Annotated in this window: 16 protein-coding genes; 10 read left to right on the top strand and 6 right to left on the bottom strand. The window is 70.2% G+C overall.

Annotated features, from left to right (window positions below; all coding sequences use genetic code 11):
- Positions 1-11: 11 nt before the first annotated feature.
- Entirely contained in the window at positions 12-1,061 is a 1,050-nt protein-coding gene (locus ACZ5PB_RS38645) for a DMT family transporter (RefSeq protein WP_468697868.1), read from the bottom strand.
- Between the two features lie 37 nt (positions 1,062-1,098).
- Here ACZ5PB_RS38645 and ACZ5PB_RS38640 point away from each other — a divergent pair, with 37 nt between their 5' ends.
- Entirely contained in the window at positions 1,099-2,004 is a 906-nt protein-coding gene (locus ACZ5PB_RS38640; protein WP_468697867.1) for a LysR family transcriptional regulator, read from the top strand.
- A gap of 38 nt (positions 2,005-2,042) precedes the next feature.
- On the opposite strand, the gene ACZ5PB_RS38635 is transcribed toward ACZ5PB_RS38640, so the two are convergent.
- On the bottom strand, positions 2,043-2,543 hold the full coding sequence (locus ACZ5PB_RS38635) for a pyridoxamine 5'-phosphate oxidase family protein (protein WP_468697866.1): 501 nt from the start codon (positions 2,541-2,543) through the stop codon (positions 2,043-2,045).
- Between the two features lie 150 nt (positions 2,544-2,693).
- Here ACZ5PB_RS38635 and ACZ5PB_RS38630 point away from each other — a divergent pair, with 150 nt between their 5' ends.
- Positions 2,694-3,347 carry an isochorismatase family protein gene (locus tag ACZ5PB_RS38630; RefSeq protein ID WP_468697864.1) on the top strand — a complete coding sequence of 218 codons (654 nt, stop codon included), beginning with the start codon at positions 2,694-2,696 and terminating at the stop codon, positions 3,345-3,347.
- A 226-nt stretch (positions 3,348-3,573) separates the two neighbouring features.
- On the opposite strand, the gene ACZ5PB_RS38625 is transcribed toward ACZ5PB_RS38630, so the two are convergent.
- Genes ACZ5PB_RS38625 through aspT (ACZ5PB_RS38610) form a run of 4 tightly spaced genes read right to left on the bottom strand, consistent with a single transcriptional unit; the run spans position 3,574 to position 10,201 of the window.
- Positions 3,574-5,106: a phosphatase PAP2 family protein gene (locus ACZ5PB_RS38625; RefSeq protein ID WP_468697863.1), complete on the bottom strand. Its 1,533-nt coding sequence runs from the start codon at positions 5,104-5,106 to the stop codon at positions 3,574-3,576.
- A 20-nt stretch (positions 5,107-5,126) separates the two neighbouring features.
- Entirely contained in the window at positions 5,127-6,788 is a 1,662-nt protein-coding gene (locus ACZ5PB_RS38620) for a bifunctional aspartate transaminase/aspartate 4-decarboxylase (RefSeq protein WP_468697862.1), read from the bottom strand.
- A 30-nt stretch (positions 6,789-6,818) separates the two neighbouring features.
- On the bottom strand, positions 6,819-8,522 hold the full coding sequence (gene aspT, locus ACZ5PB_RS38615) for an aspartate-alanine antiporter (RefSeq protein WP_468697861.1): 1,704 nt from the start codon (positions 8,520-8,522) through the stop codon (positions 6,819-6,821).
- Between the two features lie 2 nt (positions 8,523-8,524).
- The gene (gene aspT, locus ACZ5PB_RS38610; RefSeq protein WP_468697860.1) at positions 8,525-10,201 is read right to left on the bottom strand and encodes an aspartate-alanine antiporter; all 1,677 of its coding nucleotides are present in this window, start codon (positions 10,199-10,201) and stop codon (positions 8,525-8,527) included.
- 200 nt (positions 10,202-10,401) lie between these two features.
- Between aspT (ACZ5PB_RS38610) and ACZ5PB_RS38605 the strand changes: the two genes are divergently transcribed.
- The 8 genes from ACZ5PB_RS38605 (at position 10,402) to ACZ5PB_RS38570 (ending at position 16,357) form a co-directional block, all read left to right on the top strand.
- A complete protein-coding gene (locus ACZ5PB_RS38605; RefSeq protein WP_468697859.1) occupies positions 10,402-11,049 on the top strand; it encodes an HdeD family acid-resistance protein in 648 nt (215 codons plus the stop codon).
- A gap of 120 nt (positions 11,050-11,169) precedes the next feature.
- On the top strand, positions 11,170-11,538 hold the full coding sequence (locus ACZ5PB_RS38600) for a VOC family protein (RefSeq protein WP_468697858.1): 369 nt from the start codon (positions 11,170-11,172) through the stop codon (positions 11,536-11,538).
- A gap of 214 nt (positions 11,539-11,752) precedes the next feature.
- Positions 11,753-12,631, top strand: a complete 879-nt coding sequence (locus ACZ5PB_RS38595) for a glycoside hydrolase family 19 protein (RefSeq protein ID WP_468697907.1) — start codon at positions 11,753-11,755, stop codon at positions 12,629-12,631.
- 418 nt (positions 12,632-13,049) lie between these two features.
- Positions 13,050-13,322, top strand: coding sequence for a hypothetical protein (locus tag ACZ5PB_RS38590; protein WP_468697856.1), 273 nt, complete (start codon positions 13,050-13,052; stop codon positions 13,320-13,322).
- Positions 13,323-13,352: 30 nt separating this feature from the next.
- Positions 13,353-14,225 (top strand): HipA family kinase, encoded by an 873-nt coding sequence (locus tag ACZ5PB_RS38585; protein ID WP_468697854.1) that lies wholly within the window; start codon positions 13,353-13,355, stop codon positions 14,223-14,225.
- The gene (locus tag ACZ5PB_RS38580; RefSeq protein ID WP_468697853.1) at positions 14,222-14,635 is read left to right on the top strand and encodes a DUF3037 domain-containing protein; all 414 of its coding nucleotides are present in this window, start codon (positions 14,222-14,224) and stop codon (positions 14,633-14,635) included. The genes ACZ5PB_RS38585 and ACZ5PB_RS38580 overlap by 4 nt, the downstream gene beginning before the upstream one ends.
- Positions 14,636-14,792: 157 nt before the next feature.
- The gene (fabG, locus tag ACZ5PB_RS38575; RefSeq protein WP_468697851.1) at positions 14,793-15,554 is read left to right on the top strand and encodes a 3-oxoacyl-ACP reductase FabG; all 762 of its coding nucleotides are present in this window, start codon (positions 14,793-14,795) and stop codon (positions 15,552-15,554) included.
- Between the two features lie 41 nt (positions 15,555-15,595).
- Entirely contained in the window at positions 15,596-16,357 is a 762-nt protein-coding gene (locus tag ACZ5PB_RS38570; protein WP_468697850.1) for an SDR family oxidoreductase, read from the top strand.
- The last annotated feature ends 84 nt before the right edge of the window (positions 16,358-16,441 follow it).

Genomic DNA, 16,441 nt, shown 5'->3' with positions numbered 1-16,441 from the left:
GGCGAGGGCCGTTACCTGCGGGCTGCGTGTGGTTGTTCGCGGAGTTCCTCGCGGCCCTTGGCTTCCCGGGCCCTGCTCTGGGTGAGGGCCGCGCCTGCCAGGACGATCAGGGCGCCCACCGGGGTGTTCCAGGCCAGGTCCTCGCCCAGCAGCGTGACGCCCGCGATCGTGGCGATCACCGGGATGAAGTACGTGACCATCTGGGCCGTGGTCGGTCCGATCTCCGCCACCAGGTTGTACTGGAGGAGCATGGCCAGCCCCGTGCCGAGCGCTCCCAGGGCCACCACCGAGAGGAGCGGGAGGACCGGGAAGGAGGTGGGCAGGGTGGTGAAGAGCGGGGTGACCACTGCCAGTTGGGCCGTGGCGAGCAGGAGTTGGGCGCCCGTCATTGAGAGGGCGGAGTCCTTGGTGCCGCCCAGGGTGCGGCGCAGGTAGATCCAGCCGATGGGGTAGCTCAGCGAGGCCAGCAGGGCCATCGCCGTACCCGTCATGTCCAGGCCGGAGAAGCCCTGCCAGGCGCCCAGGACCGTGAGGACGCCGAGGAAGCCCAGGCCGAGTCCGGCCACCCGGCGGCGGGTCGGGCGGTCCTCCGAGAGTGCGACCAGGGACAGTGCCATTCCCCAGAGGGGCGAGGTGGCGTTGCAGATGCCCGCGAGGGTGGAGGGGATCGTGAGCTCGGAGTAGGCGAAGAGGGAGAAGGGGAGGGCGTTGAGGAAGAAGGCGGCGACCGTCAGGTGACCCCAGGTGCGGGGCGAGCGGGGGAGGCGGGTGCGCTTGACCGCCATCGCGGCTACCAGTACGAGCGTGCCGAACAGCAGGCGGCCGAAGGTGACTTGGAAGGGTGCGTAGCCGGCCGTGCCCACTTTGATGAAGAGGAAGCTGAAACCCCAGATCAGCGCCAGTACGGCGAAGCGGATGCGCCAGTCGAGGGCCGGGCGGCGAGGTGGGGCGGGTGTGGCGGAGGCGGAGCCGGGCGTCGCCGTCGGCTCGGTGGTGCGGGTGCGAGCCGCGGTCACGGGGGTCATGAGGACAACGATGACGCGGACAACCTCGTAGCACAAGCAAGTATTGTTGGAGCGATCGCGTAGCATTGCTTACATGTTGAATCTGGAGCGGCTGCGTACCCTCGACGCCCTCGCCCGGCACGGCTCGGTGAGCGGAGCGGCCGAGGGGCTGCACGTCACCACGTCCGCCGTCTCGCAGCAGATGGCGAAGCTGGAGCGGGAAGTGGGCGAACCGCTGCTGGCCAAGAACGGCCGGGGCGTACGACTCACCGAGGCCGGGCGGCTGCTGGCCGGGCATGCGGCCCGGATCCTGTCGCAGGCCGAGCGCGCCCAGTCGGACATCGAGGCGCAGCGCGGACGGGTGGTGGGGGACCTGGCGTTGGCCGCCTTCCCGACCGCCGCCCGGGGCCTGGTGCCGCCCGCGCTCGCGTCCCTGCGTGAGCAGCATCCGCAACTCCGGGTGAAGATGCGTGAGTTGGAGCCCGATGCGGCGGTACGGGGCGTGGTGCGCGGGGACTTCGACCTCGCGGTCGTCCTCGACTGGTACAACAAGCCGCTGTCGATGCCGGGCGGGCTCGCCAAGCGTGCCCTCCTGGAGGACCCGGCGGACGTCGCCATGCCCGCCGGGCATCCGCTCGCCGGGCGGGACGAGGTGGACCTCGCGGAGTTCGCCGATGACGACTGGGTGACCTGGGCGGAGGGCGAGTTCTGCCACGAGTGGCTGCTGCTCACCCTGCGGGGCGAGGGTGTGGAGCCTCGGCTCGCTCATGTCGCCGAGGAGCATGCGACCCAACTGGCTTTGGTGGAAGCCGGATTGGGGGTGTGTGTGGCGCCGAGGCTGGGGCGCGGGCCGGTGCCGGAGGGGGTGCGGGTGGCGCCGGTGCGGCATGCGATGCGGCGGCACGTGTACGTGGTGTGGCGGGCGGACGCCGACCGCCGGCCGTCCATCCGGGCGGCGGTCGAGGCGTTGGTGGTCGCGGGGGAGAGGGTGGCCAGCTGAGAGTGGGGGCCGGTTGCCGGAGGGTGGTTCTTCTGTTGCTAGAGGGTGGCCATCTTGCGGAAGTCCCAGGAGGCGACGGCGTCCGGGGTCAGGCGCAGCCAGGCGTGCCGTCCGTCGTGCGGCATTTCGGTGAGGCCGAAGTACTTCTGGGTGAACAGCCGTTCCGGGGCGTTGAGTTCGGGGTACGGCTCGCCGGTGCGCGGGGCCTCGCCGACGAACTCCGCCGTGCCGGAGAGCTCCACGCCGCGCAGTTCCCCGTACTCCACCCCGTCGTCCACCACCACGGCGAGCCTCGGGTCCTTCCTGAGCTGGGCCCAGCGGCGGCTGCGGGTGATCGAGTACAGCCACAGTGCGCTGCCGTCCCACACGAACCACAGCGCGCCGATGTGCGGGGCGCCGTCGGCCGAGACGGTGGCCACTCGGCAGGTGCGCTGTTGGGTGAGGTATGTGTCGCGTTCGGCGTCGCTCATCATGATGCGGCGGCCGCGGCGTTGGGTGCTGGTGCTGCTGCTGGTGCTGCTGGTGCCGGTGCTGGTCATCTCGTACTCCTCGGGAGGGCTCCGATGTGTTATCTGATGGGACGTCAGGTGCGTCGTTATGAATCATCGGGCTTTCTTCCCTCGGTACGCAATGGCCGCTAGCCTCGCGGCCGTTCGCAGAGGCCGGCCCGGGAGCGGAGAGGTGTCGTCATGCCTTCACAGGAACGCGCGCAACAGCTTGCGGAGCAGCTCGACCCGGTGACCACGGTGTTGCTCACCGTGGAGTGCCAGGAAGGGGTGGTGGGTACGGAGAGCGCGCTGCCCGAACTCGCGGAGGAGGCGCGGTCGTCCGGGGCGCTGGGGAAGGTGGCGCTGCTCGTCGAGGCAGCGCATGCCGCCGGGGTGCAGGTCATGCACGCGGTTGCCGAGCGGCGGCCGGACGGGCGCGGGGCCAACCGCAACGCGCGGCTGTTCCGGGCTGCTGAGCGGCTGCCGGTGCAGCAGGTGTCGGGGACCAGGGCGGTGCGGGTCGCCGCGCCGATCGAGGTGGCGGACTCGGACTTTGTGGTGCGGCGGCTGCATGGGTTGTCGCCGGTGGCGGGGACGGAGGTGGATGCGCTGCTGCGGAATCTGGGGTGTCGGAACGTGGTGGTGGTGGGGGTTTCGGCGAACGTGGCGATTCCGAACGCCGTGTTCGATCTGGTGAATTCGGGATATGGGGTGGTGGTTGTGGGGGATGCGATTGCGGGGGTGCCGGGGGAGTACACCGGGGCGATGGTGCGGAATACGTTGGGGTTGGTGGCGGGGGTGGTGAGGGCGGAGGAGGTTGTGGGGTGTTGGGGGAAGGGGAGGCGGGGGGTGTAGGGGGGGCGAGGGGTGGCGGGTGGGAGCGGGGCCGGAGTGGGGGCCATGGCGGAGGTGGGGCGGGGGCGGAAGGTGCGACTCCGTCGGGGGCCGCCCCCTTGCCCGCCCGTTCCGCCCCCGGGGGGCGGCCCCGCCGACCGAGGGGGCGGGGCGCCGACCGAGGGGGCGGGGCGCCGACCGAGGGGGCGGGGCGCCGACCGAGGGGGCGGGGCGCCGACCGAGGGGGTTAGTGGGGGGTGGTGGCGGTGGTGGCTGTGTGGAGTTGTTGGCGGATTTCGCCTCGGTCTTTGGTGGGGGAGTAGACCGTCAGGGCTGAGTGGGCTTTGGAGAGGTGGAGGGTGTCGGGGGAGGGGGCCGTTTCGCCGTCGTAGGCGAGGAGGTCCACGTGTGCGAGGCCTTCGAGGGTGAGGTGCTCCACGCGTTCCGAGTGGTAGACGTGGGACTGGCCCAGGGCTCCTGCCACGGCGGAGATCACCAGCCTGGTGCGGGCCAGCCGGTGTTCGGCGTCGACGGTACGGATGTCCAGGAGCCCGTCGTCGAGGTGCGGCCGGTGCGAGGGGGCGAGGTTGTCGGGGAGGTAGTGGCCGTTGCCCGCGAACAGCAGCCACAGGGTGCGCTGTTGCCCGTCGATGTCGATGCGGAGCGGGGAGGCGTCCCGCAGGACGCGGACCAGGGAGACCGCCGCCGCCGGCCACTTCCCGATCCTGCCCTCCAGCTTCTCGCGGCGCCGCACCAGCTCCGGGTAGAAGCCGATGCTGAAGGTGTTCACGAAGTCCGTGACGTGTGCGCCGCTCCCGTCGGTGACGCGCGCCAGGTCGGCCCGTACCGCTTCCCCGTTCTGGACCGCGTGCGCGGTGTCCTCGAAGGTGGCCGTGCCGGCGTCCAGCGCGAAGTGGTTGAGGGTGCCGCCGGGGAACACCGCGAGCGGCAGCCCCGCCGCGGCCGCCTTGGCCGCCGCCGCGCTCACCGTGCCGTCGCCGCCGCACACCCCCAGCACCCCGGCCAGCTCCTGGGCCCGTACCACCGCCTTGTCGAGCACCGCCATCAGGTCGTCGTCCGCGCCCCGGACCACGACCTCCGCCTCCGGCAGCAGCACCCGCAGGTGCTCCCGCGCGGGCAGCCGGCCGGGAACGCCCTTCCCCGAACCGGAGTTGACGACCACGACCAGGCCCTGACCGCGCGGCAGCGCGGGTGCTTCGGCGCGCGTGCGGCCGCTTCGTACGAACGGATCACGGGGCGGCCACCAGTGGCAGGTCACGGCCGCCGCGGCCACGCCCAGGGCGCAGCCCGCGAGCACGTCGCCGGGGTAGTGCACCCCCACGTACACCCGGGAGAAGGCCACCGCGGCGGCCACCGGCGCGAGCAGCGCACCGTACCGGGGCGCCTCCAGGGCCACCCCGGTGACGAAGGCGGCCGCCGAAGCGGAGTGGCCGGACGGGAAGGACGTCGTCCACGGCGCCTTCGTCGGCCGCCGTACGAGCGGGACGCCGTCGACGGCCGGTCTGGTGCGGCGCACCGCGTACTTGGCGACCGTGTTCGCCACCAGCGACGCCAGCGCCAGGGAGCCGACGCCCCGGCGGGCGGCCCGCCGGGCCGTGGGACCGCCCGCCACGGCGAGTGCCGCCGCCGTGCCGAACCAGAGCCCGCCGTGGTTCGCCGCCCGGGACAGGGCGGGCAGTACCTGCTCCGCACCCGTCAGCCGGGCGTCGGCCACCCGCTCGAACCAGCGCCGGTCGATCCTGCCGAGGTGTCTTCTCATGTTCCTGGCCTCCCGTGGTACTACGCGACCGGCGTGCCGTCCGCCGCCTTCCACTCCGCGATGTAGTCGTCGAAGATCTTGCGGAGGTGGTGGCCGATCTGGAGGTAGTCCAGATCGTCGAGGTTGGCCAGCGAGGCGCGCACCGACCACTCGGGGCCGTCGAAGCCGCCGCCGTTGAGCAGCACCACCGAGGTTTGCTCGGCCAGCCGGAACAGCGGGTCGACGGGCTCGTAGTTCTGCTCCAGGAAGTCGGCGAAGGCCTTGCCCTGGACCCGCTCGGCCTCGGCGAGGAGGTCCAGCTCGATGTAGTACGCCGCCCGCTTCGGGTCCTCGGCGATCTTCATCTGGGCGCCTTCGAGCAGCAGTTGGAGCCTGCGCTGCACGATCGTGCGGATCCGGAGCTTGTACTCCTGGCCCTCCTCCAGCATGTCGAAGAGGGAGAAGAGGGCCATCATGACCTGCTGCGGGAGGGACAGTCCGGCCGTGTGGTTCAGGGCGACCTGGCGGGAGTCGGCGACAAGCCGGTCGATGAACCTGATCTTCTCCGGCTCCAGGGTGAGCGTGCCGTACCGGTCGTTGAGCCGGTCCTTCTGCTCCTGAGACTGGGCGCGCAGCATGTCGTCGATGACGTTGTCGTCGTGCAGTCCGATCACGCCGAGGCGCCAGCCGGTCGCCCCGTAGTGCTTGGAGTACGAGTAGACCAGGAGCGTGTTGCGCGGGAGGTCGGCGGCGATCGAGCGGAAGCCCTCCACGAAGGTGCCGTACACGTCGTCGGTGACGATGACGAGGTTCGGGTTCGAGGTGGCGACGATCTCCTTGATCTGGTCGGTGACCCGCTGCGAGAGCGCCAGGGACGGCGGGTTGCTGGGGTTGACCAGACAGACCATCTTGACCGTGGGGTCGGCCAGCTTGGCGACCTCCTCGGTGGGGTAGCGCCACTCGCGGACCCCGTCCTCGGCGAACATGTTCGCCTCGACCGGGACGACGTCGAACTCGTACGTGTCGAGCTCGGGGATCTCCAGGTACGGGGTGAACTCCGGGACCATCAGGGCGATCTTGTCGCCCTTCTTCAGGATCCCGTTCTTCATGAGCGAGTCGAAGGTGTAGCACATCGCCGCCGTGCCGCCCTCGGTGGCGAAGATGCTCAGGTTGTCCGCCGGCGGGTTCTTGTCGAACATCTCGTCCTGGAGGTAGCCGCGGACGATCTTCTCGCAGTGCACCAGCATGCGGTCGGGGCTCGGGTAGTTGTCCCCGATCGACGAGTCGCTCATCTCGTGCACGAAGTCGTCCGCGTCGAAGCCGAAGCGCCGCACGGCCAGGTCGAAGCTCGCCTTGAGCATCTCGATGCCGGGCAGGTCCGGATGCGTACGCACGAACCGCTCGAAGCGCTCGGCGGAGCCCGGCTTCTCCGGCATGCCGCCCAGGTTGTCGGCGGTCCACACGCGGCGGGACTCCGAGAGGGCGAAGTAGCCCAGTGCGTAGAACGCCTCGCGGGGGCCGGTGGCGACCCAGTTGGGGTTGCCGCGGCCGGCGTTGAGCATGGTGCGGGCGGCCTCGCCCTTCTGGCCGGGCTTGCCCTCCTGCACGGCCTCGGCCAGCTTGATGAACTCGGCCTTCAGCTCGAAGGGGCTGAGCGAGGAGAGCCGCTGCATCTCCTCGCGGCTGTACGTGGACTTGGGCACGGGAACTCCTTGGCTTGGCTGGGGAGGCTGTCAGTGGTGGAGGAGGACGATGACCGCGCCCCAGATCGTCAGCAGTACGTTTCCGATGGCGTACGGAATCGTGTAACCGAGCGTGGGGATCTGGGACTTGGCGTTCTCGTTGAGGGCGCCGATCGCGGCGGTGGTGGTCTGTCCGCCCGCCAGGACGCCCATCAGGATCGGGAAGCGGATCTTCTGCACGTAGTGGCCGAAGAGGAAGCCGACCAGCAGCGGGACCACGGTGGTGACCGCGCCGAAGACGAGCAGCCCCCAGCCGGCCTTGGAGAGCCCGTCGGTGAAGCTCGGACCGGCGTTGATGCCGACGACGGCGACGAACAGGCACAGCCCGAGGGTGTCCATGAACCACTGCGCGCCCGGCGGCACATTGCCGAACGTGGGGTACTTGCCGCGCAGGTAGCCGAAGACCAGGCCCATGATCAGCCCGCCGCCCGAGGTGGAGAGCGAGATCGGCACGCCGCTCACGGTGAGCGCGGGGATGCCGATGCAGCCGCCGAGAAAGATCCCGAGGCCGACCCAGATCATGTCGGTGGCGAAGCTGGTGGGGACCGACTTGCCGAGCTCCTTGCCCGCCGGGTCGACCAGCCGCTTGGGTCCGGTCAGGATCAGCGTGTCGCCGCGCTCCAGCTGGGTGGAGAGGCGGTAGGGGAACTCCGAACCGGACCGGTACAGCTTGTCGACGTACACCCCGACCATGAACGGCTCGCGCCGCAGGTCGGCGATGGACTTGCCGAGCTGTGCCTTCTCGGAGACGACGACGTGCAGGTGCTCGGTCTGGTAGCCGAGCAGCTCGACGTCGTCCGCCTCGCCGCCGACGTGGGTACGGGCGTCGTACGCGACGAGGTCGCCGCGCAGCGCGCTGAGCGCGACCACGTCGCCCTCCTGGAGGGCCGTGGACTGGGACTGCTCCAGGATGCTGCCGTCGCGTCTTACCTGGGTGAGGTAGATGCGGCGGCCGAGTTCCTTCTGCTGGTTCTCGAAGTCCTCGATGGTGCGGCCGACGAGATCGGGGCGCTCCACGCGGTAGGCGCGCAGCACCACCTCGTAGTAGCCGGCGCCCAGGTCCGGGTTCTCGTTCGGGGCGTCCATCTCCTTGGCGAGGGCGACGCTCTCGGCGGCCAGGTTGCGGCGGTAGAGCCTGGGGAGCACGTTCGCCAGGAGCATCGCGCACAGGATCGTGCCGAGCGGGTACGTCACCGCGTACCCGACCGCGACGAGGTTCTCCTCGCTCTTCGCGTCGCCCGCGCTGATGCCCGGCAGGGTGCCGATGGCGTCCTGGGCGACACCGATCGCCGCGGACTGGGTGAGCGAGCCGCTCATCAGACCGGCCGTGAGCCCGGGACCGTACCCGAGCATCGCGGCGAAGCCCCAGGCGACCAGCAGGCCGGTCACACAGACGACGACCGCGTTGAGGACCTGGGGCAGACCGTCCTTCTTGAGGCCCCGGAAGAACTGGGGGCCGACCTTGTAGCCCAGTGCGAACAGGAACATGATGAAGAACAGGTCCTTCACCGTGCCGTTGACCGGCACCTTCAGCTGCGCGCCGAAGAGCAGGCCCATCACCAGACAGCCGGTGACCGCGCCCAGCGCGATCGTCTTGTAATGGATCTTCCCGACCAGGAAGCCGAGCGCGACGACCAGGAAGACCAGCAGTTCGGGGTGCGGCTCGAAGATGTCGCGCACCAGGAAATCGATCATGGTCAGGCCCCCAGGACGCCGACGAGGATGGGCCCCGTCAGCGGCAGCAGGAAGTTGGACAGGGTGTAGGTGATCGTGTAGCCGAGCAGGGGGACCGAGCTCTGCGACACCTGGGTGATGGCGGTGATGGCGGGCGTCGAGCACTGCTGTCCGGCGATCGCTCCCACCAGCAGGGGCTTCTCGATCTTCAGCAGCTTCAGCCCGACGAAGAGCGAGATCATCGCGGGGATGAGGACCATGCCGATCCCGGCGAGCGGAAGCAGCGCCCCGTACTGCTTGAGCAGCGGACCGGCCGTCGCACCCGAGGCGAGCCCGGTGCAGGCGATGAAGACCGAGAGCCCGAGGTCCTTGATGGTGGTGGCGGCCTGCGGGGGGAACGCGCCGAAGGTGGGACGGCGCGAGCGCAGCCAGCCGAAGAGGAGCCCGGAGACCAGGCAGCCGCCGCCGGTGCCCAGCGACATGGGGACGTCGCCGAGCCGTACGACGAGCTGCCCGAGCAGGGAACCGGCGACCAGCCCGAGGCCCATGTAGACGAAGTCCGTGGACTCGTTCTTGACCAGGGCGCCGATCTTCGCGACGACCTTGCCGAGTCCGGCGCGCGCGCCCACCAGGGTGAGGACGTCGCCGCGGCGCAGCTCGGTCTCAGGGGCGGCGGGCAGGTGCTGTTCGGCGCGCAGGACGTCGGTGACGTACACACCGGCCTTGATGAACTCCGGGTTGGCCTTCTGGAGCGCGTCGATGGACTTGTGGTCCATCGCCTTGTCCGTCAGGACCACCTGACGTACCACCATCGGAGTGTCCAGGCCGGGGATCGACGGGGTCTCGGGGCCGATGACCCGGCCCGCGGAGATCACCATGGCGCGGCGGCCGACGACCTGGACGAGGTCGCTGAGGGAGAGGACGAGGTCCGGATCGGGCGTGAGCAGCTCGCTGCCGCGCTTGACGCCCTCCACGGTGACCCGGCCCTCGAACGACGACTCCAGCTCACCGATGGTCCGCCCGTCGGCGCGCGTGACGAGGAAGGTGCGGCCGACCAGGGCGGGCAGCGACTCCGTCTCGTCGTCCTCCAGCGCCGCGCTGTCGCCGCGCATCTTCTCCCACAGCTCGCGGGAGGCGTCGCGCAGGTTGATCCGCATCATCATCGGCATGATCTGGCTGGTCAGGATGACGATGGTGACCAGGCCGAAGAGGTAGCAGACGGTGTAGGCGGTGGCGACGTGGCTCTGGTACTCGGTGATCTGGTCGGCGGTCAGGTTGGTGAGCTTGCCGATGGACTCGGTGGCGGTGCCCACGACGGCGGACTCGGTGGCGGCGCCGGCCAGGATGCCGGAAGCGGTGCCGACGTCCAGGTCGAACGCTTTGGCCAGGCCGAACGCGATCAGCAGGACGCTGGCCATCTCGATCAGGGACAGTACGCCGAAGCGCAGGCCCTTGCGGTTGAGGTGGGCGAAGAACTGGGGTCCTGCCATGTAACCGAGGGCGAAGATGAACAGCGCGAAGAAGATCGTCTTCACGTCGCCGTCGATGTCGATGTGCTGGGTGCCGAGCAGCAGCGAGACGATCAGCGTGCCGCAGATCCCGCCCAGCGTGATCGGGCCCACCCGGAGCTTCCCGACGAGGTAGCCGAGGGCCAGGCAGAGGAAGACCGCGAGTTCGGGGTGGTCACGGATGACGCCCATGGGCCTCAGCCGTCGTATCGGGTGAATCGGATGAATACGGACATGTAGCGAAAAGTAGCAGTGGGGACACGGAGCGGCATTTCGCTCCATGCGACGGCGCAATGCCCGGAATGCGGCTCCTACTGCCCTTTGGTCTAGTGAGGGGGAGTGGTGACAGCCGGTGGACCGCGCCGGTGCGCCCTCGGTGGAGGAGCTGTCGTATGACCACCCAGTCGCAGCAGGAGTTCCCGCAGGATCCCCCGCAGGAAGGTGCACGGCAGGGGGAGGGCTGGGGTCCCCGCCCCCCGGAGGGCCCGTTGCACCGCATCACCCGGGGCGCCTGGCAGGCGGTGCTCGCGGCGGGGGTGCTGTCCCTGGTGCTGGGCGTCGTGGTGCTGGCCTGGCCGGGGATCACGCTGCTGGTCGTGGGGGCGTTCTTCGGGGCGTACCTGCTGGTCAGCGGTGTGCTCCAGCTGGTCGCCGCGTTCGGTACGCATGTGTCGGCGGCGCTGCGCGTGCTGGCGTTCATCAGCGGCGCGCTGTCGATCCTGCTGGGTCTCTTCTGCTTCCGGAGCGAGATGCAGTCACTGCTGCTGCTCGCCCTGTGGATCGGGATCGGCTGGCTGTTCCGGGGCATCACCCAGACGGTCGCGGCGGCCTCCGACCCCGAGATGCCCGCGAGGGGCTGGCAGGTCTGCCTCGGCGTCCTCAGCGCGATCGCCGGAGTCGTGCTCATCGCTTCGCCGCTGAACTCCGTCGCCGTCCTGACGGTGGTCGGCGGCTGCTGGCTGATCGCCGTGGGCATCGTCGAGATCGTCACCGGAATCCGCATCCGGGCCCGGGGCAAGGGCGTGCCGCACTCGGTCTGAGCGCAGTCGGCCATGGCTGGTGCGGAGGTTTGCGCGGCGGAAGGAATGGCACCCGGGGGGCGAGTTCCTCACGTTCCGACATCGAACGTTGCCGCACTGAGCAAGGAGAAGGAGGAAGGCATGGCAGTGGCGAAATTCTGTCTGGTGGCTCTCGACTGCCCCGACCCGGTCCGGCTTGCCCGGTTCTACCAGGAGGTCCTCGGCGGCGAGGTGAAGCAGTACGACGAGAACTGGTACGACCTGTACGCACCGGGCGTACGGATCTCCTTCCAGCGCGCTCCCGGCCTTCGCCCCCCGGACTGGCCGGATGCCGAGAACAACTCGCAGCAGCTGCACATCGACCTGACGGTGCGGGACATGGAAGCGGCGCAGGAACAGGTCCTCGCGCTCGGGGCCACGCCGCTGGACGTGGACGACAACCAGGGCGAGCGGGGCTTCCGGGTGTACGCCGACCCGGCGGGCCACCCCTTCTGCCTGTGCCGGGAGTAGTGCCTCGCGCACGACCGCCCGGCACACCGCGCCCCGGTGGGTGAGGGCACCGAATGACGAGCAATGGTCTGGACCTTGACAGGTCCAGACCATTGCGGTTTGCTCGGGCGCATTCTTCCCCCACCGAGGATGTGGTGACGTGTTACGCACGCGTACCTCCGCAGTCAGACCCTCCCGCCTCTCCCGACTCACCCAACTCCCGCGGCTCTCCCGCCTGGTGGCCTCTCTCGCGGTCGCGGCCCTGGTCGCCGTGCTGCTCCCGCTCTTCGCCGCCGGCACCGCGGCGGCCGCCTCCTGCGCCGCCGCCTGGAACTCCGGTTCGGTCTACACCCAGGGCATGACCGTCTCGCACGGCGGCCACAACTACCAGGCGAAATGGTGGACCCAGGGCGAAACGCCCGGCACCACCGGCCAGTGGGGTGTCTGGGCGGACCAGGGCACCTGTGGCGGCGGCGGTCAGGACCCCGACCCGTCCGGATTCGTCGTCTCCGAAGCCCAGTTCAACCAGATGTTCCCGAGCCGGAACAGCTTCTACACGTACGCAGGTCTGGTCGACGCGCTGAAGGCGTTCCCCGCCTTCGCCAGGACCGGCAGCGACACCGTCAAGCGCCAGGAGGCCGCCGCCTTCCTCGCCAACGTCAACCACGAGACCGGTGGACTGCGGTACGTCGTCGAGCAGAACACCGCGAACTACCCGCACTACTGCGACCCCGGCCAGCCCTACGGCTGCCCGGCCGGACAGGCCGCCTACTACGGGCGCGGCCCGATCCAGCTGAGCTGGAACTTCAACTACAAGGCCGCCGGTGACGCACTCGGCATCGACCTGCTGCGCAACCCGTACCTGGTCGAGCAGAACCCGTCCATCGCCTGGCGCACCGGCCTCTGGTACTGGAACACCCAGAACGGCCCCGGCACCATGACGCCGCACGACGCGATGGTCAACGGGCGCGGCTTCGGCGAGACCATCCGCTCCATCAACGGCTCCCTGGAGTGCGACGGACGCAACCCGGCGCAGGTGCAGAGCCGCGTCAACAGCTACCAGAACTTCGCCCAGCTCCTGGGCGTGGCCCCCGGCTCCAACCTGAGCTGCTGAACGCCGGCTGCTGACGGCCGCTGAACGGCCGCGGCGGTCCGCAAGACTGGCGCCATGGCCACCCCGACCTTCAGCGCACCGCCGCCAAGCCCCGAACCCCGTGCCGTCGATGACTTCCTCTCCGCCGTGGACAGCGTGATGAACAGCAACACCCTGCTGCTCACGGCGGAGTGCGAGGTGCGGATCACGGCCGCGAACCGTCAGGAAGTACTGCACGCCTTCCTGCGCAGCGCCCTTTTCGAGCAGCTGATGCGCGCCGCCGACGCGCGCCGCGACTGGTTCAACCTGGCGGACGAGTGGGAGTACGGGGACGACAGCGGTCCCCCCCCCCGCGTTCGCGTGTCCGCTCACCCGCGAGGGGTTCTCCGCCACGGCCCGGCCGCTCACCCACGACGGCTTCCTGGCGCGGCTGCGCTGGATGCTCGGCGAGGCCTTCAGCCCGTACGACCGTCATCGGCCGGCGGCGGACATCGAGCCGCTGGTGCACGACTTCGCCCGGGAACTGCTCGGCGCGGACGGCCCGGCCTGGTCCTTCGCCGCCGTCGCCCCCGACTTCCTGCGCTCCACCGGCTACTACAGCGGCGAAGAGCCGCTGCGGCCGGTGTACTTCGACGGCGGCGACTGCGACACCGCCACGCTCGCCCACCGGGACCGCACCCTCCACCTGCTGCTGACGAACGGCTCGCCATGAGGGGGTCGCGGGGCCGTATAGCCTGGGAAAATGCTGACCGAAGTCATCGCGACCCGCTACGTCACGCCCCTGCGTGAGGGCGGCTCGCTCCCGGGACTCGTCGAGGCCGACGATCTCGGTACGTACGTCATGAAGTTCACCGGCGCCGGACAGGGCCGCAAGACCCTGGTCGCGGAGGTCGTCTGCGGCGAGCTCGGGCGCCGGCTCGGGCTGCGGGTGCCTCGGCTGGTCGCGATGGAGCTCGATCCCGTCATCGGTCTGGGCGAGCCCGACCAGGAGGTGCAGGAGCTCCTCAAGGCCAGTGGCGGGCTGAACCTCGGGATGGACTTCCTGCCGGGGTCGATCGGCTTCGACCCCCTCGCCTACGAGGTCAGCGCGGCAGAGGCCGGGCGGATCGTCTGGTTCGACGCGCTCATCAACAACGTCGACCGGTCCTGGCGCAACCCCAACATGATGGTCTGGCACGGCGACCTGTGGCTCATCGACCACGGCGCCACCATGATCTGGCAGCACAACTGGCCCACCGCCCAGTCCGCCGCCAAGCCGTACAACGCCTCCGACCACGTGCTGGCCCGCTTCCGGCCCGACGTCGCGGCCGCCGCACGCGAGCTGGCGCCGCTGGTCACCGAGGAGCTGCTCACCGAGGTCACCGCCCAGGTGCCCGACGTGTGGCTGGCCGACGAGCCGGGGTTCGACAGCCCCGACGAGCTGCGCCGCGCCTATGTGGCGGCCCTGCTGCCGCGCGCCGTGACCATCCACGAGCGCATCACCCTCGAAGCACCCACGAAGGACCGCCCCTCGCAGGCGCCCGGCTGGCTGACCGAACACCTCAAGCCGTGGCCGCACCCGACCAGGGAACAGCAGCGGCGCGAGCAGGTCCAGCAGGACGGCGGCGCCAAGTGAGCGAGCAGCACAACAGTGACAGCGCCGCCGTCCAGCGGCACGTCTTCGAGTACGCACTGGTACGGGTGGTGCCCCGGGTCGAGCGCGGCGAGATGTTCAACGCGGGCGTGATGGTCTACTGCCGGGCCAAGTCGTACGCCGCCGCCCTCACCCACCTCGACGAGACCAAGCTCCTGGCGCTCGACCCACAGGCCGACGTGGTCGGCGTGGGGGCCGCGCTGCGCGCCGTGGAGGGTGTGTGCGGCGGCGGGGAGGGGGCCGGGCAGGCGGCGGCCGACGACCCCGGGCGGCGGTTCCGCTGGCTGAGTGCCCCGCGCTCCGCCGTCGTACAGCCGGGACCCGTGCACACGGGGCTGACGGCCGATCCCGAGGCGGAACTGGCGAGGCTGTTCGAGGTACTGGTGCGCTGAGACGGTCCGTCACGGGCGGCGGGCGGGGTGTGATCTTCGTCGGGGACCGGGAGGGCCGTTGACACCGGGTGCCAGGGCTTCTAGCGTCTCGTCCTGCTGGGCCTACTAAGCGGTTGCTCAGCGGTCGAGCGGTCCCCCATCGCAAGGAGAACCCAGGATGTCCACCACCGAGCAGCGCGTAGCGATCGTGACCGGGGCGGCACGCGGCATCGGCGCCGCCACCGCCGTCAGGCTCGCGGCCGAGGGCCGTGCCGTCGCCGTGCTCGACCTCGACGAGGCGGCCTGCAAGGACACCGTCGAGAAGATCACCGCGGCGGGCGGCCGGGCGCTGGCCGTCGGCTGCGACGTGTCGAACGAGGAGCAGGTCGCCGCCGCCGTCGAGCGCGTCGCCGCCGAGCTGGGCGCCCCGACGATCCTGGTGAACAACGCGGGCGTGCTGCGCGACAACCTGCTCTTCAAGATGAGCGAGCTGGACTGGGACACCGTCATGGGCGTCCACCTCAAGGGCGCGTTCCTGATGTCCCGCGCCTGCCAGAAGCACATGGTGGACGCCAAGTTCGGCCGCATCGTCAACCTGTCGTCCAGCTCGGCGCTCGGCAACCGGGGACAGGCCAACTACGCCACCGCCAAGGCCGGTCTGCAGGGCTTTACCAAGACCCTCGCCAAGGAGCTCGGCAAGTTCGGCGTCACCGCCAACGCCGTGGCCCCCGGCTTCATCGTCACCGAGATGACCGCGCAGACCGCCGCGCGCGTCGGCATGGGCTTCGAGGACTTCCAGGCCGCCGCGGCCACCCAGATCCCGGTGCAGCGCGTCGGCCACCCCGAGGACATCGCCAACGCCATCGCCTTCTTCACCGGCGACGCGGCGGGCTTCGTCTCCGGCCAGGTCATGTACGTCGCCGGCGGCCCGCTCAACTGACGCCCGCAGCCAACCGACGTACCAGCAAAGGGGCTTCGCTCATGACGGAAGAAGTGCAGGACAGCGGCAAGGTCGCGCTGATCACCGGCGCCAGCCGGGGAATCGGCTACGGCATCGCGGAGGCGCTCGTCGCCCGGGGCGACCGGGTGTGCATCACCGGACGCAACGAGGACGCCCTCAAGGAAGCGGTCGACAGGCTCGGCGCCGACCGGGTGATCGGCGTCGCGGGCAAGGCGCACGACGAGGCCCACCAGGCCGTCGCCGTCGAACGCGTCATGGAGGCCTTCGGCCGGGTCGACTTCCTGATCAACAACGCCGGTACCAACCCGGTGTTCGGCCCGATGGCCGAGATGGACCTGAACGTCGCCCGCAAGGTCTTCGAGACCAACGTCATCTCGGCGCTCGGCTTCGCCCAGCAGACCTGGAAGGCGTGGCAGAGCGCCAACGGCGGTGCGATCGTGAACATCGCCTCGGTGGCCGGGGTCTCCGCATCGCCGTTCATCGGGGCGTACGGCATGAGCAAGGCCGCCATGGTCAACCTCACGCTCCAGCTGGCGCACGAGTTCGCGCCGACGGTACGGGTCAACGCGATCGCCCCCGCCGTCGTGAAGACCAAGTTCGCCCAGGCGCTCTACGAGGGCCGTGAGGCGGAGGCCGCTGCCGCCTACCCGCTGGGCCGGCTCGGGGTGCCCTCGGACATCGGCGGGGCGGCGGCGTTCCTCACCTCCGCCCAGTCCGACTGGGTGACCGGACAGACACTCGTAGTTGACGGAGGCATCTTCCTCAACGCCGGTGTGGGCTGACGGAATTGACGATTCCGACATAGCGAACGGCTCGCCGGGTGCCCCCCTTGTCCCGGCGGGCCGTTGCGGTATGGTCTGCCGACC

The organism is Streptomyces sp. NPDC032721 (assembly GCF_055579625.1).
This window is presented reverse-complemented; position numbering and strand designations above follow the sequence as displayed.